The sequence below is a fragment of the Rhizobium sp. P32RR-XVIII genome, assembly GCF_012641395.1.
GTDB lineage: Bacteria > Pseudomonadota > Alphaproteobacteria > Rhizobiales > Rhizobiaceae > Rhizobium.
The window spans coordinates 209,468-232,490 of record NZ_JABAIH010000004.1 but is presented as its reverse complement, the minus strand read 5'-3'; the positions used below and the strand labels follow the sequence as shown (position 1 = coordinate 232,490).

Genomic DNA, 23,023 nt, shown 5'->3' with positions numbered 1-23,023 from the left:
TCACTATATGTTCCATCACTAAAAGTCAATGTGGAGCGGCTGGTTTTGACTGTACGCCAGCGAACCGTGAGCCGAGCATCGATCATCAATACGAATTTTATGGAAATCGGCGACAGCGATCTGCTATAAGCAGGCAGCTATGATTATTGCACGGTTCCGAAGTTCCCCTTCGGGACCTGTTTTCTTTTGTGTCTCTGCCTGGGACGCGAAGTGCGAAGGACAGGAAAATGGTAGATAAGGTTCCGATGACACAGGGTGGTTTCGTCAAGCTGCAGGAAGAACTGCGCTGGCGTCAGCAGGAGGAGCGCCCTCGCATCATCGAAGCAATCGCCGAAGCCCGTGCCCATGGCGACCTTTCGGAAAATGCCGAATATCATGCAGCCAAGGAAGCCCAGAGCCACAACGAGGGCCGCATTGCCGAGCTGGAAGATCTGACGGCCCGCGCTGAGGTGATCGACCTTGCGAAGATGTCGGGCGACAAGATCAAGTTCGGCGCCAAGGTCAAGCTTGTCGACGAAGACACCGAGGAAGAAAAAACCTACCAGATCGTCGGCGACCAGGAAGCCGATGTAAAGGCCGGCCGCATCTCCATCTCCTCCCCGATCGCCCGGGCGCTCATCGGCAAGGAAGTCGGCGATTCCATCGAGGTCAACGCGCCGGGCGGCTCGAAGGCCTACGGAGTTCTGTCGATCTCCTGGGGCTGATCGTCAGATCGTGCTTGATATCCGCGACGTCGAGATCATTGCGCCGAACTTCAAGCGCCGGCTTTCCGGCGTCACGTCCACGATCGTTCAGCTCATCCCCTGCCAGATCAAGCTCGGCGTGAAGATCGCGACGCTAGGCCCCGGCTTGCCGGATCACCTGCCCAAGCTCCGGTGGACGCAACTCGCCGGGCTCTGGCGCCGGCCGCGCAGCGGCCGCCATCGCATCTGGCATGCGCGGCGAAACAACGAAATGGCGGTCGGGATATTCCTCAAGCATGTCCTTCGCATGCCGCTCAAACTGCTGTTCACCTCGGCGGCGCAGCGGCGGCACACGAGCTACACACGCTTCCTGATCCGCCAGATGGACGCCGTGATCGCGACCAGCGCCCGCTCCGGCTCCTTCCTCGAAGTGCCGCATACGGTGATCCGGCACGGCGTCGATCTCGACCTCTTCCACCCGCCGCAGACCGCTGAGGACACGATCGAAGCGACCGGTCTGCCAGGCAAATACCTCGTCGGCTGCTTCGGTCGCATCCGCCATCAGAAGGGCACGGATCTCTTCGTGAAGGCGATGATCGAGCTGCTGCCGAAATTTCCCGAGTGGACGGCGGCGATCTCAGGCAGGGTTACGCCTGAACACACCGCCTTTGCAAACCAGCTCAGATCCGAAATCGCGGCCGCCGGACTTACCGACCGGATCGTGTTTCTCGGCGAGGTGCCGGACATCAAGGTCTGGTACCGGCGCCTGACGCTCTATGTCGCCCCCTCGCGCAACGAAGGATTCGGGCTGACGCCTTTGGAGGCGATGGCCTCGCAGACCGCCGTGGTGGCCTCGGACGCAGGGGCCTATGCCGAGATGATCGAGAACGGCGTAAACGGTACCGTTGTTGCTGCCGGCGATGGTGACACACTGACGGAGGCAATTCGCAGCTATCTTGATGACGTCCGAAAAGGAGCCACACATGGTGAGGCAGCGCTGACGCATGTGAGATCCAACTTCGCGCTTGAGCGCGAAGCATTAGCCTTGAGAGCCGTATATGAAGTACTACATTCAGATTAAACGGCGTCTTACTATGGCGAGAGATCGATTCCATTCTTCCCGACGAAATCGATGATGGCCCGGTCTTCGATCTCATCTGCCTGGATGTTCTTCACCGCCGTCAGCACGCGTCGCGAATATCGTTCTGCAATTTCAGGTGATACCGCACCGCGATTGAGCTTCGCGGCGAGTTCCTCTTGGGATTTCGTGTAGTAATGATTGAGCTGCAGGAATCGGCAAGAATAGAATTCCGGCATCTTCCGACCTTCTCGATCGGCAATTTTCCCGGCGTCATTACTGGTTTTTTCACCGTGGCCCCGCGTGTGAAAATGATGGACGCTCACCTGCGTTACCTCACAGGGATCGACGATGCATTTGAAATTTGTTGCGTCTCGTTTTGAAGTTATGGGGTCTCTGCTTCGCTGTACGTAGTTCATGACGACACCGCCTTGCGGTCGCACCTTGTGACCGCTGGTGCCGAACATAAGCCAAGGAAGGGAGACGTTCGGAAAGCCTTTGGCGCCCTTCAGCGATTCTTCGATCGTCGAGCCTTCTTTTGGAACGATGAATTCATCACAGTCGATGAATGTCATCCAGCGATAACGTGAGCCGAAATTCAGAATCGCATGGGCATAGGCGATCACCTGTCCGTTGAGCGCTTCCTTCGAGGTGACATCTGTCATCCGGCTGATCCACGGGAGGATCGTCAGCTGCGAGGAAGGTAGAATATTCTTCAGAATATCCCGTGTACTGTCCGTCGAGCCATCATCATAGATGTAAAAGTGGCGAACACCCACCGCGCGATGGAATCTTACCCATTCGCCGATATAACCCTCCTCGTTCTTGACGCAGGCGACAACGGCAATACCGGTCCTCTGCGGATCAGGCTGCGGTGGCGAGATCGCCAGGTTGCGTTTGAAACGCGGTCTCTTTCGAAACCAGAGCATAGTTGTTCCAATTATCCTTCGATGAAACTCACTGGGCCGCTTCGCTGCCAACACGGCTGAAGCGGTCGTCATAACCGAATTCATATCGACGAAGGGCGGAAATCGCCGAGAAATTCAAAAAAGTGATGTTTCTTGCCGAAGCGATTTCCTTCGCCAGCACAAAATGCGGGATAATCCGCTTCTCCGCTCGTGCAATGCCTGAATAGGCTGCACCGCCAGTCGTCTCATAAAACCGTGGCTGGTCGGCATTTACTATGTCTATGCCGAACAAACCGATGAGCCTCGGTCGGCATGCCATGGCGAATTGCACTGCCGAAATTGCCACGGAGCCCCCCTGAAAGACGCCCTTGTCAGGATCAAGTGAAATGCCCGCCTGCTCCGGCCCCTCGCTTACGACCACGAAATCGAGCGCGCGAAGCTCCGAACTTTCTCGCCGTTTGTGTTTATAAGGCTTTTTGATGTTGTCGACGAGGATAACCCGCTTGTCGGCTAGCCATCGCATGTCACGTTCGCAGATGGCACGGATGACACCTACGGAGAGCAAGCATATGGTGCCGGGCACAACCCGTTCGCGCATCAGATCGAAATGCCGCCAGACGAAACGCTCGTCTTCGACAGCCACGGCAAGGGGTTCCGGAATATCGAGGGCCATAAGATGGATGGCACCGTTCAGCAGGATGGCAGTTCTAGACTCGACCCGCCGCAAATCGCACTCGTTTATGGATGGCCCCGAGCCGACGACATAGATCGCTGCCGCAGCGTTGTCGCAGCAGAGGATATCGGTTTGATGTAACGATCCTGCCTCGATGCCTCGATAGAAAATCCGGCCACTCGCACGGGAGCGGTCGAGTCGCAGCCCAGGAAAGTGATCCTGGAAATGTGCCCTCGATCGTCCCAGGAGAAGGCGGCTTGCGAACTTGATGGTCGATCTCGATAGGGGACGTTTTCCTGCAAAAATCACGAGTGACGCCCTTCATCATCAATCTTCGCCCAGAGCGGCTGCATGAAGCCCAACTCTATCATCTGCTGCGGACCCTCATAGCGCGTGGAGACTTCACTCTGAAAATCGAGCGTGTCTTTCGGATGGAGCGCCGTAGCTATAGCCTTGTATTCGCGGGAATTGTCGTAGTGTTGTCCATCAGAGATCGCGTCCGCCAGTTCCGCACGGAAATCGGCGAAGAATTTGAAATGCAGCAGCACAGCGGAAATCGGAAAGAAGTTTCGTGTGTAAGGTAGCGGCTTATGGATGCCCTGCCGCAAGGAACACGCCTCGTCCCAGAAGATCAGCGGCGATTTCATCAGCTGATTATTGAGCCCGAACTTTCGAAGGCGCGGCCCGCCCACCATCAACATGTTCTGGCGTTTCATCCGAAATTCATAACCATCCTTGTCGAAAAGATCGGCAACCTCCCAAGGCATACCGCTATCTCCATGGAACTGAGCCTGCTCCACGGCACAGGATGGATACATGTCGATCATGGGGGCAGAAAGGCGTCGGCACCGTCTGCTTTCGAGGTGTTTAATAAGTTCCTGCAAAGGCTTTTCGTGGTATTGATCGTAGATCAGGTATTCATCCGCATCCAGGTTGAGATACCACCTATTGAAGCCATAGCGCGCAAATAGCGCCTCACGCCACTGCATTCCGCCACCCGCCTCGGCAAAGCGGACCGGAGAGGTCCAAAGATCAACATCCGGCTGCCTCGAAAGAAAGGCTAGAGAGTCGTCTTCCGACCGATCGTCGAGGAAGATGAAGCGAGACACTCCCAGCCCACGGTAGTGGGCAAGGAAGGACGGCAGCATCATCACCTCGTTGCGCGCGACAACTACGGCAGCTAGATCGTCTGCAGCTAGCGGCCGAAACTCGGTTGCGGCAACTATCTCGACCGGATCCGATTTCGACGCCGTCCTGGAGTCAATGAACGAACGCAACGCGGATTTCGCACGCAGGAGCAGCGAGCGGTGGAATATCTCGGTATTACGCGGGCGGGCAGGATAACGGCGCCACTTTGGCATGAACTACTTCACGATCTTAGGTTTAACGCACCGGTCGATGATCCGGCCGCTCCCAACGAAAGTACTTTAGATCACCATCCTAGTACTGCATGGGCCTGTAGCGACTTTTGAGCCGCGAAAGGAGGTTCGGTTTTTTATTGAGCTTATGCCAATGGAAGATCCGCGGCTTCAACAGCGTTTCGTTTCCGGGTTCCTGCGCCATCTTCAGTATCCGCTCACGAAGATGTTCGTTTCTGATATTGAATTCGGCGGGCAACGTATGAATTCTCAGGTTGCTGTTCCACAGGGAAACGCGAAAGGATGCCTGATCCTGGCCGTTGGTCGCTTCCCTGTTTGCATAAAAGCAGGTCCGCCAGCTTTCCAGAAACTCGGAAACCGCTGGGCTCTTCCTATAAAGGATCACACCTCCGTTATATTCCGGAAATGCATAGGGAATGGTATCGTAAGCAGGAATCTTCGAAGCCCAGCGATAGCTCTTGCGGCAATGGTCGTGAGCCGCGGCGATATCGAAGCGATCCAGAAGATCGAAAACATCCGAAATGTCGTGCTTCACTTCGGTATCGCTATCGAGATAGAGCGTACGATCGAACGGCGAATGGGACAAGAAGTCCACTTTGGCGCGCTTGTGCTCGGGAGAAATCGCGACGACCTTGTCGAAGCAGGCTTCCTTGAGGCTGCTGTCGGTGAAGAGACAGACAGGCAGCGACGTAAGGGCCTTGATGCTTCGCGCCGAAAAAATGGCCTCGTCGACATACCGCTTACCGAACGCGATGTAGATGACACCTTTTTCCAACGGCAACTCCTATAGGTCGAGACCATTTCAGTGCGATCGCAGTCCACCTGCATTTCGGTGGATTAAAGGCTTCGTTCAATCAAGACAAGCCTCCTCGACAACGAAGGCCACGAACAGGAAGTAAGTGGGGTCACGTCACCGCATCAGCAATGCCAGGATCCAATTCCTTCACACCTCGACCAGCCCTGAGCGCTTCACCTGCCGGATCGTCAGCATGGTGCGGACTGTGTCCACATGCTCGTTCGCCGTCAGCACCTCGATGACGAAATCCTGGAAGCGGGTCAGGTTTTCGGCGACGCAGTGGAGCAGGAAGTCGCTGTCACCGGAGACCATCCATGCCTGGCGCACGAGCGGCCAGTTCGAGGTGGCGGCGGCAAAGGCCTTGAGATTGGCTTCCGATTGATGCTTGAGGCCGACCATACAGAAGGCGACGAGGTCAAAGCCGAGCTTCGAACTGTTCAGCATCGCATGGTAGCCCTCGATCACGCCGGCTTCCTCGAGCTTGCGCACGCGGCGAAGGCAGGGCGGCGCCGAGATGCCGACGCGGTCGGCGAGCTCGACATTGGTCATGCGGCCGTCGGTCTGGAGTTCTCTCAGGATCTTTATATCGATGACGTCGAGTTCGGCGCGAACCACGCAGTGGGCCTTTCTTTAATTCCTGCCGGCCAGCTTCTATATAAAGCGGCGGAATACGCAAGAATGTTTCGCCTGCATGACGGAATCTTGCACAAGAGCCTGCAATGCCTTGTTGGTAATGCACGGCTGCCCTTGAATAAAAGCACTGGACGTTCATAAATGACCAGGGATCGCGAAATGGCCTTATTCGCTCAGTAGCCGCCGCGTCCTGTCAGTCGAAAGGAAATCTCATGCCCGCCCGCCACACCAAGGTGCTCATCATCGGTTCCGGCCCTGCCGGCTATACAGCCGCCGTCTACGCGGCGCGCGCGATGCTGAAGCCGGTTCTCATCGCAGGCATCGAGCAAGGCGGACAGCTGATGATCACGACGGATGTCGAGAATTATCCGGGCTTCGCCGATCCGATCCAGGGTCCCTGGCTGATGGACCAGATGCTGCAGCAGGCGAAGCACGTCGGCGCCGAGATCGTCAGCGACATCGTCACCGAAGTCGAGCTGAACCAGCGGCCCTTTGTGGCACGCACCGACAGCGGCCAGGTGTGGACCGCCGATACGCTGATCATCGCGACGGGCGCCAAGGCGAAATGGCTGGGCATAGAGAGCGAGCAGCACTTCCAAGGCTTCGGCGTTTCGGCCTGCGCGACCTGCGACGGTTTCTTCTACCGCAACAAGGACGTGATCGTGGTCGGCGGCGGCAACAGCGCCGTCGAGGAAGCGCTTTATCTGTCCAACATCGCGAAGTCGGTGACCGTCGTGCATCGCCGTGACGGCTTCCGTGCCGAGAAGATCCTGCAGGAACGCCTGTTCTCGAAGGAAAACATCAAGGTTCTCTGGAATACCGAAGTCGCCGAAATCACCGGCACGCCGGCCAAGCCGCCGATGCCACCATCCGTTTCCGGCGCCAAGCTGCGCGATACCGGCACCGGCGCCATCAGCGAAGTCACCGTCGACGGTGTCTTCGTGGCGATCGGTCATGCGCCGGCGACCGAACTTTTCAAGGGCAAGCTCAAGCTCAAGGACAACGGCTATCTCTGGACCGCTCCGGATTCGACGGCAACCAACGTGGAGGGGGTCTATGCCGCGGGCGACGTGACGGACGATACCTTCCGGCAGGCCGTGACTGCAGCCGGCCTGGGCTGCATGGCCGCTCTGGAAGCCGAACGATATCTGACGGGCCACATGCCCGTCGCCATGGCTGCGGAGTGACCCAGGCTATGAGGGGTGGGGGGATGCCATTGGATTGGGACAAGCTGCGTATCTTTCACGCAGCTGCCGAGGCCGGATCGTTCACGCATGCGGCCGATAAACTGCATCTGTCCCAATCCGCCATCAGCCGTCAGGTCAGTGCACTGGAGCAGGACGTCGGCACCAAGCTTTTCCATCGGCATGCCCGCGGGCTGATTCTCACCGAACAGGGCGAGCTGCTTTATCGGACAGCCCACGACGTGCTCCTGAAGCTCGAAACGGTGAAGATGCAGCTCACCGAGACGACCGAAACGCCGTCGGGCAAGCTCAGGGTGACGACGACCGTTGGGCTTGGCCAGGGCTGGCTCACCGACAAGATCCAGGAGTTCATGCAACTCTATCCGGACGTGCAGATCCAGCTCATCCTCGACAACGAGGAACTGGACGTGAACATGCGCCATGCGGACTGCGCGATTCGCCTTCGCCAGCCGCAGCAGTCCGACCTCATCCAGCGCAAGCTCTTCACCGTGCACATGCACGTCTATGCCGCGCCTTCCTACATCAACCGGCATGGCGAGCCGCAGACGGTCGAGGATCTGGACAATCACCGGATCATCACCTTCGGCGAACCGGCGCCCAGCTACCTGCTTGACGTCAACTGGCTGGAGGTTGCCGGACGCTCCTCGGATAACAAGCGAATTCCGCACCTGCAGATCAACAGCCAGACGTCGATCAAGCGCGCCTGCCTGCTCGGCATCGGCGTCGCGTGCATGCCGGATTACATCGTCGGTCGCGACCCCGGGCTGATTCAGCTCCCGATCAATGCAGATGTGCCCTCGTTCGATACCTATTTCTGCTATCCGGACGAGATCAAGAACGCCGCAAAACTCAAGGCTTTCCGGGATTTCATCGTCAGCAAGGCGAGAAACTGGAGCTTCTGACAGGGACTATGCGCCCAGCGCATGACTGGCATGCACAAAAGAGGGTTGCCGTCTGCTCATTTAAACACCATATCGCACATAGCTGATGCAGACGGTGGCTTTTCCTCCCAGTTCCACCGCATTAGCTGTTCCCCTCTGGAGGTTTTTGACCTTCATACCTATAAGGGCCCCGATCTTTCGGCGGCCCTCTTTTTTTGCCTATATTTCGCTGCGTTGCAGCATATTTTGTGCAGCGCATAGCAGGCATGCACAAAAATGCATTGAAAGCTGCCCAATAAACCACCATATCGCATGTAGCTGATGCACTTTGGTGGCTTCTCTCCCAGTGCCACCGCATTAGCTGTTCCCCTCTGGAGGTTTTTGACCTTCACACCTTAAAGGGCCCCGATTTTTCGGCGGCCCTCTTTTTTTGCTTAAAATTTAATCACAGCGTCAAATCATTCCAGCTCACACCCTCGTGACTTGCATATCGAAAACCGGCGATCCATATATCGATAAACTTCGATTTATAGATCGGCCACAGGCGATGGACAAAGACGAGATCCTCAAGGCGCTTTCGCATCCGACGCGGATGGAAATTCTGAATTGGCTGAAGAACCCCGAGAAGCATTTTGCGTCGCAGGAGCATCCTCTTGAGATGGGCGTCTGCGCCAGCCAGTTCGAACGCTGTGGCCTGTCGCAGTCGACCGTCTCCTCGCATCTCGGCGTCTTGCATCGCGCCGGCCTCGTGACCACCCGCCGTGTCGGCCAGTGGATATTCTATAAGCGAAACGAAGAAACCATTGCCGCCTTCCTGAAGCAGCTCTCCCAGGATCTTTAATCATGCCCCTCGCCCTTCTCGTTCTCGCCTTGAGCTCCTTTGCGATAGGCACGACGGAATTCGTCATCATGGGTCTGCTGCCGGAAGTGGCGGCAGATCTCTCCGTCACCATTCCGCAAGCTGGGTGGCTCGTCACCGGCTATGCGCTGGCTGTTGCGATCGGCGCGCCGGTCATGGCGGTCTTGACGGCCAAGCTGAAGCGCCGCACCGCGCTGATTGCGCTCATGGCCTTCTTCATCGCCGGCAACCTGCTCTGCGCCATCGCGCCGAATTACCAGGTTCTCATGATTGCGCGCGTCGTCACCGCGCTTTGCCATGGCGCTTTCTTCGGCATCGGTTCCGTCGTCGCGGCAGGCCTGGTGAGCGAAGACCGCAAGGCTCGGGCCGTCGCGCTGATGTTCACCGGCCTGACGCTCGCAAACGTCCTCGGCGTGCCGCTCGGCACGGCGATCGGCCAGGCCTATGGCTGGCGCTCGACATTCGCCGTCGTCACCGTCATCGGCATTGTTACCATTCTCGGCCTGATCGCCATTCTTCCGAGAGACAGAGAGGAGGCTCAAAGCAGTCTCCTTGCCGAAATCTCGGCGCTGCGCAACGGTCGCCTCTGGCTTGCGCTGTCGACGACGGTCTTCTTCTCGGCCTCGATGTTTGCGCTCTTCACCTATATCGCGCCGCTGCTGAGAGACGTCACCGGCCTCTCTCCCGAGGGGGTCACCTGGACGCTGTTCCTGATCGGTGTTGGCCTGACCATCGGCAATCTCGTCGGCGGCAAGCTCGCCGACTGGAACCTCGGAATAACGCTTGCCGGTGTCTTTGCCGCCATCGCCGTCACGTCAATCGCCTTCAGCTATACGAGCCGCTTCTTCATTCCGGCTGAAATCACGCTGCTCGTCTGGGCGATCGCCACCTTCGCGGCAGTCCCTGCCCTGCAGGTCGGCGTCGTCGGCTTCGGCAAGGATGCACCGAACCTCGTCTCGACGATCAATATCGGCGCCTTCAACACCGGCAACGCACTCGGTGCCTGGGCCGGCGGCATGGTTCTCGAGACCGGCTTCGAAATGACCCGCGTTCCGCTTGCGGCTGCCTTGATGGCCCTGATCGGCCTCGGCGCGACCGCGCTCACCTATCTCTCTGCCAGGGGTAGAGCAGCCCCCGCCCCCGCAGAGTGACCTCCCGCAAAAACAAGAAAGGACTTTCATGACCAAGCTTTTCGAACCCACGCAGGTTGGCGACATTGCCATCAAAAACCGGATCGTCATGGCACCGCTGACGCGTAACCGCTCGCCGGAGGCAGTCCCGAACGACCTGAACGTCGAATATTACCGCCAGCGCGCGACGGCCGGCCTCATCATCACCGAGGCAACGGCGATCACGCATCAGGCTCAGGGTTATGCAGACGTTCCCGGCCTCTACAAGAAAGAAGCACTCGACGGCTGGAAGCGAGTGACGGACGCCGTTCACGCCGCGGGCGGCAAGATCGTCGTGCAGATGTGGCATGTCGGCCGTATCTCACACACCACGCTGCAGCCGAACGACGGCAAGCCGGTCTCCTCGACAAACCGTATCGCCAAGGCCAAGACCTATCTCGTCAATGCCGATGGCACCGGCACCTTTGTCGACACTTCCGAGCCGCGCGCCCTCGAAACCTCGGAAATCCCTGGTATCGTCGAGGATTACCGCAAGGCGGCGCGCGCCGCGATTGATGCCGGCTTCGATGGTGTCGAAATCCATGGCGCCAACGGCTACCTGCTCGACCAGTTCATGCGCGATGGCGTCAACGACCGCACCGACCAGTATGGCGGCTCGATCGAAAACCGCGCCCGCTTCACCTTCGAAGTGGTTGACGCGGTGACCAAGGAGATCGGCGCCGGCCGTACGGCGATCCGCATTTCGCCGGTCACGCCTTCGTGCGAAAGCTACGATTCCAACCCGCAGGCACTGTTCACCCACGTGGTCGAAGGCCTGGCAAAATACGACCTCGCCTACATCCATGTCGTCGAAGGCGAGACCGGCGGCGAGCGCGACTTCAAGCAGGGCGCAAACCCCGCCTTCGACTATAAGGCGCTGTGCCAGGCCTATGAGAAGGCCGGCGGCAAGGCGAACTGGATGGTCAACAACGGCTACGACCGCGGCATGGCGATCGACGCCGTCGAGAGCGGCCGCGCCGACCTCGTCGCCTTTGGCAAGCCGTTCATCGCCAATCCGGATCTGGTGGAACGCCTGGAGAAGAACCTGCCGCTGAACACGCCGGAACAGGCCACCTTCTACGGTGGCGGGCCAAACGGTTACATCGATTACCCGCTGGTCGAAAAGGCCGCCTGACGTTCGGGCACGATACGAAATCCCGCCGAAAGGCGGGATTTCTTTTTCGGCCGATACCCGTAGGATGCGGCCATGTTCGAATCCTATCTCGGCGCTGGTCGCTGACGCCGGACGGCGAGCCGATCCCCACCCATTCAAGCCACCTCCTGCCAGTCCTCTGGAACGGCAAGCCAGCAATGCTTAAACTCGCCCGCGACGGGGCCGAAAGAGCCGGCGGCGCGCTGATGCACTGGTGGGACGGCGACGGTGCGGCCAAGGTCTATGCCCATGATGAAGAGGCGGTCCTGCTTGAGCGGGCGACCGGTGGCCGTTCCCTGCTGAAGATGGCGATGGATGGCGAAGACGATGAAGCAAGCCGCATCATCTGCCACACCGTCGAAAGGCTGCATGCGCCGCGCAAGAAGCCCCTGCCGGACCTCATTCCGCTCCGCCGCTGGTTCCGGGAACTGGAGCCTGCCGCGAAAGCCTATGGCGGCACGCTTGCCGAATGCAGCGTGATTGCCGAGGAATTGCTTTCAGATCCGCGTGATCCGGTCGTCCTGCATGGTGATATTCACCACAGCAACATCCTTGATTTCGAAGAGGACGGATGGCTTGCGATCGACCCAAAAGGCCTTATCGGCGAACGCGGCTTTGACTACGCCAACATCTTCGCCAACGAAGACCTCCCGGCAATCAGCGCGCCGGGCCGGCTGCAGCGTCAACTGCAGATCGTCTGCGCCGAAACCGCCATGGAACCAAGACGCCTGCTGAAATGGATCGTCGCCTATTCCGGGCTGTCGGCCGCCTGGTTCCTGGGCGACGATATGGCCCCCCGGGCCGAAAGCCCCCTCGCCGTGGCTTGCATCGCACTCTCGGAGTTGCAGCGCGCTTAACGGGTTGCCTCGATACGGGAGAGTAGCGCTTTCGCCGGCTCGCCCTGCAGCTCGGGCATGCAGCCAAGCGAGATCAGTGACGTGCCAACCGCTTCATCGATCGGCGTCTGCGGCTCGTAGCCGAGTTCGGCGACCAAGCGGTCGTTGGCCATGCGCAGCGGCTCCCTCCAAAGATAACGCATCTCATTCACCTCCCGCATGAGACGGACGAAGGGCGCTGCCAGCGGCACGATCCACCAGGGAAAGGCACTCACCTTGACGGTGCCGCCCACGACGCGCCGCACCGCTTCGACCATCTGCTTGCCGTCGTGATCCCAGAAGCCGTCCATGTGGTAGACGGCAAAGCGCGGCAGGCGATCGGCACGCTCGACGAGTTGCGCCATCGTCTCGGCCACGTCCGGCAGATAGGCCCACTGGTGTCCGACGCCATCCGGCGAAGGATTCTTGATGGCTGTCACGGGCTTTCCGGGCGTGACTATCTGCGAGAACCAACTGTTCGTGGTCGCGCCGGGCCCGAAGTAATCGCCCGCGCGAACGATGATCACACCCACTCCTTGTTCGGAAGCTGCTTTCAGCCGTCGCTCCATCTCGACGCGGATCGCGCCTTTCTTGGTGAGCGGATGCTGCGGGCTGTTCTCCCGCAGAACCGGAAAGGCGTCCGGGCCAAAATTGTAAACCGTACCCGGCAGGAGGATACGCGCACCCGCCGTATGGGCAGCGGCGATGGTGTTGTCGATCATCGGCAGAACAAGCTTTTCCCAATCGCGATAACCCGGCGGGTTGACCGCATGCACGATGAGGTCCACGCCTTGCGCCGCCCCTGCAACGTCGGCGGCGTTCATCGCATCGCCCTGCACCCACTCAAAGCAGCGACGGGCCTTCACCGCGCTGGAAGCATTTCGATTGAGCGCCCTCACATGCCAGCCGCGGGCGGCAAGCTTGTCCGCAACGGAACCGCCGATCCCTCCTGTGGCACCAAGCACCAGCACTGTCTTCCTTGCATCGTTCTGTTCGGACATTCGTGATCTCCATCTGCTGTTGCAAGAGATCTATCCGGACAGCCAGCTAAACAAAATTGACGAAATTTGTGCATCTGATATACGGAAATGTATGAACGATGAGCCGAGCTGGGATTTCTACCGGGCGTTCCTGACCGTGCTGCGGCTCGGATCGCTTTCGGCCGCCGCACGCGAACTGGGCCTGACGCAGCCGACGATCGGCCGTCATATCGATGCTCTGGAGCAAGCCGTCGGCGCGCAGCTTTTCACCCGTTCGCCGAACGGCCTGTTGCCGACCGATGCGGCCATCACCCTTGAACCCTATGCGAAGACGATGGCTGCCGCGTCGAGCGCACTGCTGCGTGCGGCATCGGACCAGCGTGACACGGTCGCAGGCACGGTTCGCATCAGCGCCAGCGAAGTCGTTGCCGTCGAGGTTCTACCGCCAATCCTTGCCTCTCTGCAGGAGAAGTATCCCGACCTCGAGATAGAGCTTTCCGCTTCGGATGCCATCGAGGACCTGCTGAACCGCGAAGCCGACATCGCCGTGCGAATGGCAGAGCCCACACAGGATGCCTTGGTCGTCCGGCATATCGGCGACATACCGCTCGCGTGCTACGCCCACCGGCGCTATCTGGAACGCTATGGCACGCCACACAGCTTTGACGATCTGAAAACTCACCGCCTGATCGGCTTCGACCGTCAAACCGCCTATGTCCGGACGCTGATGAAGCGTTTTCCGATCGCTGAAAGCATCGAATTTTCCTTCCGGGCGGACAGCAATCTGGCGCAACTCGCCGCCCTTCGCGCCGGCATCGGCATTGGCCTCTGCCAGACAGGGCTCGCTGACCAACATCCAGATCTGATCCGCATCTTGCCCGGCGTTCTTGACATGCATCTCAGCGCATGGGTCGCCATGCACGAGAATCTGAAGACGTCGCCGCGATGCCGGGTCGCCTTCGACGCACTTGTCGGGGGGCTGCAGGCGTATCTGAAGAGAACCATCGGCAATAAGCCACCGCTATGAAGCAGGCCACTATACCGGAATGCGGTCGCAGCACCTTAGGCGAGATCGCGGAGCGGAGGCTTTGAGATATTGCAGCTCAGGCGCCGGGAGAAGCATCGGCGGAACTGCCACCCTTCCACCTGCTATCGACGACTTCCGTCTCCGGACGATCGCCGCCTTCGGCATATTCCTCGTGCCACTTGCCTTTGTCGTCCTGCCAGCTGATCTCGGCGGAATCGCCTCCGACCTGCTGTTCGGCCGCGACGATGCGGGCCGCCTCCAGCGCTTCGGCATGCGATGGGAATGCTTCGGAATAGACCTCTCCCAGCCGGTAAGCCCAGCCACCGTCGTGGGGAACGACCTCGTAAACCACCTTGATCATGCGCCTCTCCTTTTTTGCCTAACAGTCCTTATTAAGGAACAGCCAGATGCGTCCGGACTGCATCCGGTGCCATCGCGGCGGCAAGGCGAGAAACTGGGCGCGCCGCGATTATTCCGGCTGACCAATGCAGTCAGTATTCCATTAAACGCCCCAGACTGCAAATTAGCCCCGAAGCATATTCGCTTGATCCGGAAAATCATCGACTTAGATCTTTCACTGGATCATAGCAGGAGCCGGGACCTTGAGGATTGCATCACGCCTTCAAGACGAGAAGTTCCTGCTTGCGGGGCTCGCTGTCGCTTTCGCTGCATACCCACTCGAGCACGTGATCACGGAGATGGGCCGTGGCATCACACTAGTCGCCGCGGCGGCTCTGGTCGGCATGATCGTACTCGCCTCGATGCGCGTTGCCCATCACGCCGAAATCCTCGCCATGAAGGTTGGGGATCCCTACGGCACGATGATCCTCACACTGTCGGCCGTGGCCGTCGAAGTGATCATCCTCGCCATCATGATGAGCGGCGAGGGTTCGCCGACGCTCGTGCGCGACACGATCTATTCGGCCCTGATGCTCGATATCAACGGCATCCTCGGCCTCGCGGCACTGCTCGGGGGCCTGAAGCATGGGGAGCAGCCCTATAACGATAATTCCGGGAAAACCTACGGCGTCATGATCCTGACCGCCATGGGCATTTCCATGATCGTTCCGGAATTCGTACCAGCCGGCAAGTGGCACTATTATTCTGCCTTCACGATCTTCGCCATGATCGCGCTGTACGGCCTCTTCCTGCGCATGCAGGTCGGCCAGCACAGCTATTTCTTCAGCTACAGCTACCCGCGTGCGGACCGAAGAAAGGAGAATCCCGATGAATACCATGCGGAGGAGACCACCTCCGTATCGATTGCCGCCATCCTGGCCGGCGTCATCATCATCGGGGCGCTCGCCGAATTCATGTCCGCCTTCATGACGGAGGGGCTGCGGGATACCGGTGCCCCGGTCGCCATCACCGCCATTGTCGTTGCTGCGATTTCAGCCGCTCCGGAAATCCTGACGGCGTTGCGGGCGGCCCTGCGAAACCGCATACAGGCAACCGTCAACATCGCCATGGGCGCTTCGCTATCGACCGTCATCCTGACAGTGCCGGTGATGGAATCGATTGCGCTTTATACCGGCCAACCCTTCATCATGGCGATGACGCCCGTGCAGACCGTCATGGTGATGATCACGCTCATCGCGGCGGCCATCAACCTCAACGACGGCGAAACCAACGCCATCGAAGGCATGACCCATTTCATTCTGTTCGCGACATTCCTGATGTTGTCGGCGCTAGGGCTTTGAAGCTGGAGCAGGGGCAAAAGCAGATCAAAATTTCAACGCCAGCGGGTGGTCCGTCAGTGCCCGGTCGATCGTCACAAGCTGCAGGCCTTCGACCTGGCATTGGGCGAGCAGAAGGCGGTCGAAGGGATCGCGGGTGTCAGGCTCCGGCTCGGCCGCGGTTATGACGTGGCTGACATCAATCCCGAGGAGTGCCAATCCTATTTCCTGAAGTGATTGCGCCATATCTTCGAGGGGCATTCCGGGATCGAGCTTGCCCAGCCTTGCCTTGATCGCCGTTTCCCATAGACTCGCAACACTGACAAAGCCGACTGTTTTTGGATCGCTTAGTAGGGCTGCGACATCGGGAAACCGCTGCCCGACATCCTTCCGCAGGATCGCAAGGACAATGTGCGTGTCGAGCAGCAGCCTCATGGCTCAGGCAGAGGCCTGAGGAGAAAATCCTCCGGTAGAGGATCATCGAAATCATCGGCTATGAAGGGCACGGGATTGGTAATGCCCCTTGACCGGAGGTAAGCTTGGCCAGCCTCCAAATTCAAACCACCGCGCGGCTTGTGCGGGACGAGATCGAAGACAGGGCGACCATTTCGCGTCACGACGATCGTCTCCCCTTCCTCGACCTCACGGGCGAGTTCGGTCAGCCTGTTCTTGGCATCGCGGATGGACACGGTCTTCATGCGGCAAATGTAGCCACTTGTGGCCACATTGTCAAATCCGACAGCAAAAAGCCCGCCGTTTCCGGCGGGCGTCGATCTATGCCGGCTCTGCTGCCGTTATCTACTTGCAGGCGCCGCAGAAGCGCTGGATGCGGCGGCAGGCTTCTTCCAGGAGGTCTTCCGAGGTCGCGTAGGAAATGCGGAAGTTCGGGCCGAGGCCGAAGGCCGAGCCGTGGACGACGGCGACACCTTCGGATTCAAGGAGTTCGGTGACGAAATCCTCGTCGGTCTCGATGACCTTGCCGGACGGCGCGGTCTTGCCGATGAGGCCGTTGCACGACGGATAGACGTAGAAGGCGCCTTCCGGAACCGGGCAGGAAATGCCCTTAGCCTGGTTCAGCATCGAGACGACGAGATCGCGGCGGCCTTCGAAGATCTTCTTGTTCGCCGGAATGAAGTCCTGTGGCCCGTTCAAGGCCTCGACGGCGGCCCATTGCGCAATCGAGGTCGTGCCCGAGGTCTGCTGGCCCTGGATCATGTCCATCGCCTTGATCAGCTGCAGCGGGCCGGCGCCGTAGCCGATGCGCCAGCCGGTCATGGCATAGGCCTTGGAGACGCCGTTCATCGTCAGTGTACGGTCGTAGAGGCTGGGCTCGACCTCCACCGGTGTCGCGAACTTGAAGTCGCCATAAGTCAGGTGCTCGTACATGTCGTCGGTCAGCACCCAGACATGCGGATGCTTGACGAGCACGTCGGTCAGCGCCTTCAGCTCGTTGTGCGTATAGGCAGCGCCCGACGGGTTGGACGGCGAGTTGAACATGAACCACTTCGTCTTCGGCGTGATCGCTTTTTCGAGATCGGCCGGCTGGAGCTTGAAGTTGTTCTCCTGAGTCGTCGCGACGAAAACAGGCGTGCCGCCACAAAGGGCGACGATCTCAGGATAGGATACCCAGTAAGGCGTCGGGATAATCACTTCGTCGCCGGCATTCAGCGTTGCCATGAAGGCGTTGAAGAGAATGTGCTTGCCGCCGGTGCCGACAATCGTCTGCTCCCAGGTATAGTCAAGATTGTTCTCGCGCTTGAACTTCGCGGCGATCGCCTTGCGCAGTTCTGGAATGCCGGAGATCGGCGTGTACTTGGTTTCGCCGCGGCGAATCGCGTCGATCGCCGCTTCCTTGATATTGTCGGGCGTGTCGAAATCCGGTTCGCCGGCGCCGAGCCCGATGACATCGCGTCCTTTGGCTTTCAGCTCGCGCGCTTTCTGAGCGACGGCGATGGTGGCTGAAGGCTTCACACGGGAAAGAGCATCGGCAAGAAAGGCCATGATAGCGGTCCTATACGGTTGAAAGGGGCAGAAGGCCGGGACAGGATTTCTGCGCTAAGCTCTATGTCCAATGAATGAGGGCATTTCAAGCGCAAAGGCGTAATGGGGCCAATGATTCTTATTGATCAATTGACGCATCCTACAGCCATCGCTTGCTCCATCTTGCACTTGACTTGAACCAAGCTCTCAGGACATCCGTATTTACTGCTTTGGAATCATGGCCTTCGCCCGTTTCATCTCTGCCCTGAATAAGCCGCAACAAATGACGGGGCGTGCCGCAATTTGGTCGCGAGCCCGCCGGGATCGAAGCCTCATCTTCGGCCATTCGAAAATCGGTTTATTGAGAGTATGCCAATGTTTATGGGCGATGAGTTGGCGACGGCGCGGCTTCGCGACGCTCGCATTTCAATTTCTTTCCTGATTGCGATCACGAGCTTTGCCGCCCTGGTGATCATCGTTGCCGGACTGCTTTCCACGGCCCGGGCCGCCGAGGAGACACCGCAACCGCAGACGATCGAGCAGCTAACGAATTCCGGCGCCACGCCAGTAACCGCCCCGCTGGTCAGCAGCAGCGCCGCTCCAGCGACGCGGTCACACAAGGCGAAAGAAGCCGACGAGCAGATCATGAGCGGCCTGACAATGCTGCTACTTGCGCTGACGGGTGCAAGCGCACTTGCGATATGGCGCAGACGGGTCAAGGGTCTAGTGACAGCGAGGGCAAGGTAATGCCGCCAAGGTCTCGCGGCGGAAGCCGGAATGAAGAAGGCGACGAGTTCGAACCACTGCCGACCTACCTGGAATTGGCCATGGCAATGGCCGCGGCGACGGCCTACGACATGCCGGAACCACCCCGGAAAGGTTCCTTTTTCGCAACACTTTCGACAGTCGAGAGAATGATTGCCGTCGGGATCGCCGGGCTTGCCTTTTGTGGCATCGCGCTCGTGGCCAACGGTTTCTTCATCAAGGGAAAGGCGGAACTCTCGCAAATGCTGTTGCAGCGCGCCTTTACTGCCGAGCTGCGCGGCGAGAATGCGAAGCCATGGCCTTGGGCGGACTTCACTACCGTCGCGGAAGTCAGAGCGCCGCGCCTCGGCAAGAAGACGATCGTGCTATCCGGCGCTTCCGGAGAGGCTTCGGCCTTCGGCCCTGCCTGGCTCCGTGACACGCCACAGCTTGGCGAAGAAGGCACCTCCGTGATCGCCGGCTCGAGCGACACGCATTTGCGCTGGCTGAAGAATGTGAAGCCCGGCGACAACATCGTGATCACCCGCCGTGACGGCACGATGCTGACCTTCAAGGCCGATGAAAGCCGGAAAGTGCGATGCGATGAAATCGCCACGGATGCCGCGCCCGGTGACCGGCGTCTGCTGCTGACCACGTGCCCGCCTTCCGCTACCGCAGGGCAAGAACCGGTGCGCTATGCCGTTGAGGCGGAACTGGTGGACACCACATCAACCGGTAGCACCCCACCGCAAAACACAAAGCCGTTATCCGCGCCTCAATAAGGTTGAAGCACCCTCCCCTTGCTCCACGTTGAAAACGAATGGAAGCGACGGGGAACGGCATGACTATCTCCAGGACATTGGCGGCATCGCTGGTTGCTGCTTTCCTAACACCCGCCTTCGCCTCGGCGGCAGACAGGGTCGAGACCAAAGAGTTTGCAGTCAGCGTCGAAAAGCTGGCGGAAGGCCTCGAGCATCCCTGGGCTGTCGAAGTCATGCCGGACGGCGCCTATCTGGTGACAGAGCGGCCCGGACGCATGCGGATCGTCAAGGACGGCAAGCTTTCGGACCCGATTGCCGGCTTGCCGAAAGTCAACGCCCGCGGCCAGGGCGGCTTGCTGGACGTGGCCCTTGCTCCGGACTTCGCGACGAGCCGTACACTCTATTTCACGGCGTCGATCGGCGATCAAAGCGGCACAGGCACCGCAGCGTTCAGCGCAACGCTTGCCGCCGACGGCATGAAGCTTGAGAACGTGAAGCGTATTTTCACGATGGCGCAGCTAACCAGCAGCGGCATGCATTATGGTTCACGTATCGCCATCGCCCCGGACGGCAGCCTCTTCATCAGCGTCGGCGATCGCGGCAGTCGCGATCGCTCGCAGAACTGGAAGGACAATGCAGGTTCGATCGTGCATCTCAATCCGGATGGCAGCATCCCCGCAGATAATCCGTTCAGGACGGATGGAACGGCGCTCCGGGAAATCTGGACGAAAGGCCACCGCAACCCGCAGGGCATCACGTTCGACAAGGCCAGCGGCAAGCTCTACACCGTCGAGCACGGCGCCCGCGGCGGCGATGAGATCAACCTGATCGAGCCTGGCAAGAACTATGGATGGCCGATCATCACCTATGGCCGTGACTATTCCGGCGCCGAAATTGGCGAGGGCACGGCCAAGGAAGGGTTGGAACAGCCGCTGCACTATTGGGATCCGTCCATTGCGCCCGGCGCCATCGCCGTCTATCGCGGCAAGATGTTTCCTGAATGGGATGGCGACTTTCTGATCGCTGCCCTTAAATTTCAGTTGCTGTCCCGCATGCAGCGTGATGGGGGAGATGCCATCGCCACGGAAGAACGGATGTTTGAAAACGCCTACGGGCGCATCCGGGATATTGTCGTCGCGCCTGACGGTGCGCTGCTGATGGTGACGGACGAGGACGACGGTGCGCTGCTGCGCGTCGCGCGCGCAGACGGCCAGAACGGCTAGCCGCCGCGCAAACAGCCGCTGTTGATTTCGTCGACATTCGAAACCGCCCTCCTTCACCCTTGCCGGAACGAAGTTCAGCTGATAACCGTCCGCCCATACACCCTGCCCACATCCAGGACTGACATGACGCGCCTCCAGGCGAACCTCCTTCTGTTGCTCGCTGCCGCCATCTGGGGCGGTGGCTTCGTCGCGCAATCGACGGCGATGAAGGCGATCGGCCCGTTCTGGTTCATCGGTTTGCGCTTTGCGGTCGCAACGGTCGCTATCTTGCCCTTCGTGCTCCTTGAAGCGCGCAAGGCCAAGATCAAGACGACAAGCCGTCATATGGGCCTCTATATTCTGATCGGACTAGCGCTTTTCGGCGGCGCCTCGACCCAGCAGATCGGCCTGCAGACGACGACCGTGACAAATTCCAGCTTCATCACGGGGCTCTATGTGGTCTTCGTGCCGCTGATCGCGGTTGCCTTCCTGCGCCGCCCTCCCCACTGGATCATCTGGCCGGCGGCTGCCATGGCAGTAACCGGGATTTACATGCTTTCCGGCGGGCATCTTTCGGCACTCACGCGGGGCGACGGCCTCACGGTCGTCTGCGCCGCCTTCTGGGCGATCCAGATAACGCTGGCCGGGACCACGGTTTCGCAGACGGGACGGCCGCTCGCACTTTCGGTGATGCAATTCGCAGTGACCGCGATCTGCGCGCTCGTCGTGGCGGTAATGGTCGAGCCGATCAGCATGGAAGCAATCACGGCTGCCGCGCCCGAAATTCTCTATGTCGGCATCTTCTCTTCCGGCGTCGCTTTCGTATTGCAGGTGATCGGCCAGCGCTACACGACACCATCGCAGGCGGCGATATTCCTGTCCTCCGAGGCTCTCTTCGGCTCAGCCCTCGGCGCGCTGCTTCTCGGAGAAACAATGCCTCCGCTCGGCTATGCAGGGTGTGCGCTGATGTTTACCGCTATGCTGGCAGTGGAAGTCGTGCCTGAACTTGGCAAGGGGCGCAGCGAGCCCGCCTGAAGCTCTTCCCACTCGCGGACTCGCGAGCAAATTGAAAAAAAGTTCTATGCTCTCGATAACGCGCTATCGTTGTACGTTTGGGAAAATGTGCTCACAATTTGTATCGCAGGCAATTTAAAACGGTGATGGCGCCTACACCCAGAGGGAAATTTTGCGTTTTGGCGCAAATAGGATAGCCGGGCGAAGTGTGTTTCCGGCAACAGGTTAAAAAACTTTTGCTTGCCAATTCCTTTTAATCGCAGCAATCTCACGGTGTTCGGGCATTTTGCGAGCGTGGGAAGTCCTTAAGAATGTGCGCGCCGGAGACGCTAATATTCCGGTCAGCCGGTCTCGCCAAGGTGGGGAATAATCCCGTCATGAGACAGGTCGAGGTAGAGGGGACCTTTTTCTCGAAAGTCAAGAATTGCCTGCCGACGTTCCGCGAGGAACATAGTTGATGCTGCCCGTGTGGATGGCGGGCAGAGAGAAAAGGACCTGACGCATGGCCGAGACTGGCACTGTTAAATTCTTCAATACGGACAAGGGATTCGGCTTCATCAAGCCGGATAAAGGCGGCGCCGACATCTTTGTTCACATTTCCGCCGTTCAGGCTTCCGGCCTCGCCGGCCTGACGGAAAACCAGAAGGTTAGCTTCGACACGGAGCCGGATCGCCGGGGCAAGGGCCCCAAAGCCGTCAATCTGCAGATTGACGGCTGACCTTCTTCAAGGCTGTCATTCGAGTTGAGGCCCGGCAGCAATGCCGGGTTTTGTCATTCAGTCTTCGTTCAGATAGCGGCCACTAACTTGTCATCATCACGGTGCAGGAACCGCACGGTTCCAAGAGTAGGATATGACATGAACAGGCTCGCCAAGACACTTCTTCTGACGGCTACTGCCGCGGCCCTCACCCTCTCCGCGATCGGCGAAGCATCGGCCGGTGACCATTGGCACCACCACAACAATGGCAACGCAGCGCTCGTCGGCGGCGCCGTCGGCCTCGCAACCGGTTTGGTCGTTGGCTCGGCGATCGCCAGCCAGCCTCGCTATTATTACGATGAGCCGCGCTACATCGACCCGCCCTACGAGCCGGAATACGAAGCTGCGCCGGTCTATCGTGCGCCGCCGCGTTACTACGCTCCGGTTCGTGCGGGCCTCGAACCCTGGACCCCGCAATGGGAGCGCTACTGCTCTTACCGTTACCGCAGCTTCGACCCGAGCAGCGGCACCTTTATCGGCAATGACGGTCGCGAACACTTCTGCACTGCAGGCTGATCCCGCATCCTTTGAAAGGGTAAAGCGCCGCTCCTCGAGCGGCGCTTTTGTTTTGTCCAAATGTCGAGATCAGA

Annotated in this window: 25 protein-coding genes and 1 pseudogene; 16 read left to right on the top strand and 10 right to left on the bottom strand. The window is 59.3% G+C overall.

Going from position 1 to position 23,023, the window contains the following annotated elements; all coding sequences use genetic code 11:
* The first annotated feature begins 227 nt into the window (after positions 1-227).
* Both greA and HGP14_RS14350 read left to right on the top strand, forming a co-directional pair.
* Positions 228-704 carry a transcription elongation factor GreA gene (gene greA, locus HGP14_RS14355; RefSeq protein WP_168830538.1) on the top strand — a complete coding sequence of 159 codons (477 nt, stop codon included), beginning with the start codon at positions 228-230 and terminating at the stop codon, positions 702-704.
* 10 nt (positions 705-714) lie between these two features.
* Positions 715-1,764, top strand: a complete 1,050-nt coding sequence (locus HGP14_RS14350; RefSeq protein WP_168830537.1) for a glycosyltransferase family 4 protein — start codon at positions 715-717, stop codon at positions 1,762-1,764.
* Between the two features lie 11 nt (positions 1,765-1,775).
* Here HGP14_RS14350 and HGP14_RS14345 read toward each other — a convergent pair whose 3' ends face one another.
* The 5 genes from HGP14_RS14345 to HGP14_RS14325 all read right to left on the bottom strand — a co-directional run bounded on the left by HGP14_RS14345 (position 1,776) and on the right by HGP14_RS14325 (position 6,132).
* On the bottom strand, positions 1,776-2,690 hold the full coding sequence (locus HGP14_RS14345; RefSeq protein ID WP_168830839.1) for a glycosyltransferase family 92 protein: 915 nt from the start codon (positions 2,688-2,690) through the stop codon (positions 1,776-1,778).
* Positions 2,691-2,718: 28 nt separating this feature from the next.
* Positions 2,719-3,648, bottom strand: a complete 930-nt coding sequence (locus HGP14_RS14340) for a glycosyl transferase (protein WP_168830838.1) — start codon at positions 3,646-3,648, stop codon at positions 2,719-2,721.
* Complete coding sequence (locus HGP14_RS14335; RefSeq protein WP_168830536.1) at positions 3,648-4,703, bottom strand: glycosyltransferase family 2 protein; 1,056 nt, start codon at positions 4,701-4,703, stop codon at positions 3,648-3,650. The genes HGP14_RS14340 and HGP14_RS14335 overlap by 1 nt, the downstream gene beginning before the upstream one ends.
* A 79-nt stretch (positions 4,704-4,782) precedes the next feature.
* On the bottom strand, positions 4,783-5,496 hold the full coding sequence (locus tag HGP14_RS14330) for a hypothetical protein (RefSeq protein WP_168830535.1): 714 nt from the start codon (positions 5,494-5,496) through the stop codon (positions 4,783-4,785).
* Between the two features lie 168 nt (positions 5,497-5,664).
* On the bottom strand, positions 5,665-6,132 hold the full coding sequence (locus HGP14_RS14325) for an Lrp/AsnC family transcriptional regulator (RefSeq protein ID WP_168830534.1): 468 nt from the start codon (positions 6,130-6,132) through the stop codon (positions 5,665-5,667).
* Positions 6,133-6,362: 230 nt separating this feature from the next.
* Between HGP14_RS14325 and trxB the strand changes: the two genes are divergently transcribed.
* From trxB to HGP14_RS14295, 6 genes and pseudogenes are all read left to right on the top strand, one after another.
* Positions 6,363-7,337, top strand: coding sequence for a thioredoxin-disulfide reductase (gene trxB / locus HGP14_RS14320; RefSeq protein ID WP_168830533.1), 975 nt, complete (start codon positions 6,363-6,365; stop codon positions 7,335-7,337).
* Between the two features lie 23 nt (positions 7,338-7,360).
* The gene (locus HGP14_RS14315; RefSeq protein ID WP_168830532.1) at positions 7,361-8,257 is read left to right on the top strand and encodes a LysR family transcriptional regulator VtlR; all 897 of its coding nucleotides are present in this window, start codon (positions 7,361-7,363) and stop codon (positions 8,255-8,257) included.
* 526 nt (positions 8,258-8,783) lie between these two features.
* On the top strand, positions 8,784-9,077 hold the full coding sequence (locus HGP14_RS14310) for an ArsR/SmtB family transcription factor (RefSeq protein ID WP_168830531.1): 294 nt from the start codon (positions 8,784-8,786) through the stop codon (positions 9,075-9,077).
* 2 nt (positions 9,078-9,079) lie between these two features.
* On the top strand, positions 9,080-10,246 hold the full coding sequence (locus HGP14_RS14305; RefSeq protein ID WP_168830530.1) for an MFS transporter: 1,167 nt from the start codon (positions 9,080-9,082) through the stop codon (positions 10,244-10,246).
* A gap of 28 nt (positions 10,247-10,274) precedes the next feature.
* Positions 10,275-11,399, top strand: a complete 1,125-nt coding sequence (locus HGP14_RS14300) for an alkene reductase (protein WP_168830529.1) — start codon at positions 10,275-10,277, stop codon at positions 11,397-11,399.
* A 72-nt stretch (positions 11,400-11,471) separates the two neighbouring features.
* A pseudogene (locus tag HGP14_RS14295) lies at positions 11,472-12,274 on the top strand (aminoglycoside phosphotransferase family protein).
* Here HGP14_RS14295 and HGP14_RS14290 read toward each other — a convergent pair.
* On the bottom strand, positions 12,271-13,293 hold the full coding sequence (locus HGP14_RS14290; protein ID WP_168830528.1) for an NAD(P)H-binding protein: 1,023 nt from the start codon (positions 13,291-13,293) through the stop codon (positions 12,271-12,273). The pseudogene HGP14_RS14295 and the gene HGP14_RS14290 overlap by 4 nt on opposite strands.
* Positions 13,294-13,384: 91 nt before the next feature.
* Between HGP14_RS14290 and HGP14_RS14285 the strand changes: the two genes are divergently transcribed.
* Positions 13,385-14,299 (top strand): LysR family transcriptional regulator, encoded by a 915-nt coding sequence (locus HGP14_RS14285; protein WP_168830527.1) that lies wholly within the window; start codon positions 13,385-13,387, stop codon positions 14,297-14,299.
* A 76-nt stretch (positions 14,300-14,375) separates the two neighbouring features.
* Here HGP14_RS14285 and HGP14_RS14280 read toward each other — a convergent pair whose 3' ends face one another.
* Complete coding sequence (locus tag HGP14_RS14280; RefSeq protein ID WP_168830526.1) at positions 14,376-14,660, bottom strand: DUF2188 domain-containing protein; 285 nt, start codon at positions 14,658-14,660, stop codon at positions 14,376-14,378.
* 241 nt (positions 14,661-14,901) lie between these two features.
* On the opposite strand from HGP14_RS14280, the gene HGP14_RS14275 reads away from it, so the two are divergent.
* A complete protein-coding gene (locus tag HGP14_RS14275) occupies positions 14,902-15,999 on the top strand; it encodes a calcium:proton antiporter (protein ID WP_168830525.1) in 1,098 nt (365 codons plus the stop codon).
* 24 nt (positions 16,000-16,023) lie between these two features.
* Here the strand turns inward: HGP14_RS14275 and HGP14_RS14270 are convergent, their stop codons facing one another.
* The 3 genes from HGP14_RS14270 to HGP14_RS14260 all read right to left on the bottom strand — a co-directional run bounded on the left by HGP14_RS14270 (position 16,024) and on the right by HGP14_RS14260 (position 17,976).
* A complete protein-coding gene (locus HGP14_RS14270; RefSeq protein WP_168830524.1) occupies positions 16,024-16,410 on the bottom strand; it encodes a type II toxin-antitoxin system VapC family toxin in 387 nt (128 codons plus the stop codon).
* Positions 16,407-16,673 (bottom strand): type II toxin-antitoxin system Phd/YefM family antitoxin, encoded by a 267-nt coding sequence (locus HGP14_RS14265; RefSeq protein ID WP_168830523.1) that lies wholly within the window; start codon positions 16,671-16,673, stop codon positions 16,407-16,409. The genes HGP14_RS14270 and HGP14_RS14265 overlap by 4 nt, the downstream gene beginning before the upstream one ends.
* 100 nt (positions 16,674-16,773) lie before the next feature.
* Complete coding sequence (locus HGP14_RS14260) at positions 16,774-17,976, bottom strand: pyridoxal phosphate-dependent aminotransferase (protein WP_168830522.1); 1,203 nt, start codon at positions 17,974-17,976, stop codon at positions 16,774-16,776.
* A 354-nt stretch (positions 17,977-18,330) separates the two neighbouring features.
* Here HGP14_RS14260 and HGP14_RS14255 point away from each other — a divergent pair, with 354 nt between their 5' ends.
* From HGP14_RS14255 to HGP14_RS14230, 6 genes are all read left to right on the top strand, one after another.
* The gene (locus HGP14_RS14255; protein ID WP_168830327.1) at positions 18,331-18,702 is read left to right on the top strand and encodes a hypothetical protein; all 372 of its coding nucleotides are present in this window, start codon (positions 18,331-18,333) and stop codon (positions 18,700-18,702) included.
* Positions 18,702-19,481, top strand: a complete 780-nt coding sequence (locus HGP14_RS14250; RefSeq protein WP_168830521.1) for a class GN sortase — start codon at positions 18,702-18,704, stop codon at positions 19,479-19,481. Before HGP14_RS14255 ends, HGP14_RS14250 begins: the two co-directional genes overlap by 1 nt.
* A gap of 59 nt (positions 19,482-19,540) precedes the next feature.
* The gene (locus HGP14_RS14245; protein ID WP_168830520.1) at positions 19,541-20,683 is read left to right on the top strand and encodes a PQQ-dependent sugar dehydrogenase; all 1,143 of its coding nucleotides are present in this window, start codon (positions 19,541-19,543) and stop codon (positions 20,681-20,683) included.
* A 123-nt stretch (positions 20,684-20,806) separates the two neighbouring features.
* Positions 20,807-21,697, top strand: a complete 891-nt coding sequence (locus HGP14_RS14240; RefSeq protein ID WP_168830519.1) for a DMT family transporter — start codon at positions 20,807-20,809, stop codon at positions 21,695-21,697.
* A gap of 481 nt (positions 21,698-22,178) precedes the next feature.
* Positions 22,179-22,394 carry a cold-shock protein gene (locus HGP14_RS14235; protein ID WP_018897410.1) on the top strand — a complete coding sequence of 72 codons (216 nt, stop codon included), beginning with the start codon at positions 22,179-22,181 and terminating at the stop codon, positions 22,392-22,394.
* Positions 22,395-22,532: 138 nt separating this feature from the next.
* Positions 22,533-22,949, top strand: a complete 417-nt coding sequence (locus HGP14_RS14230; RefSeq protein ID WP_168830518.1) for a BA14K family protein — start codon at positions 22,533-22,535, stop codon at positions 22,947-22,949.
* Positions 22,950-23,023: the final 74 nt, after the last annotated feature.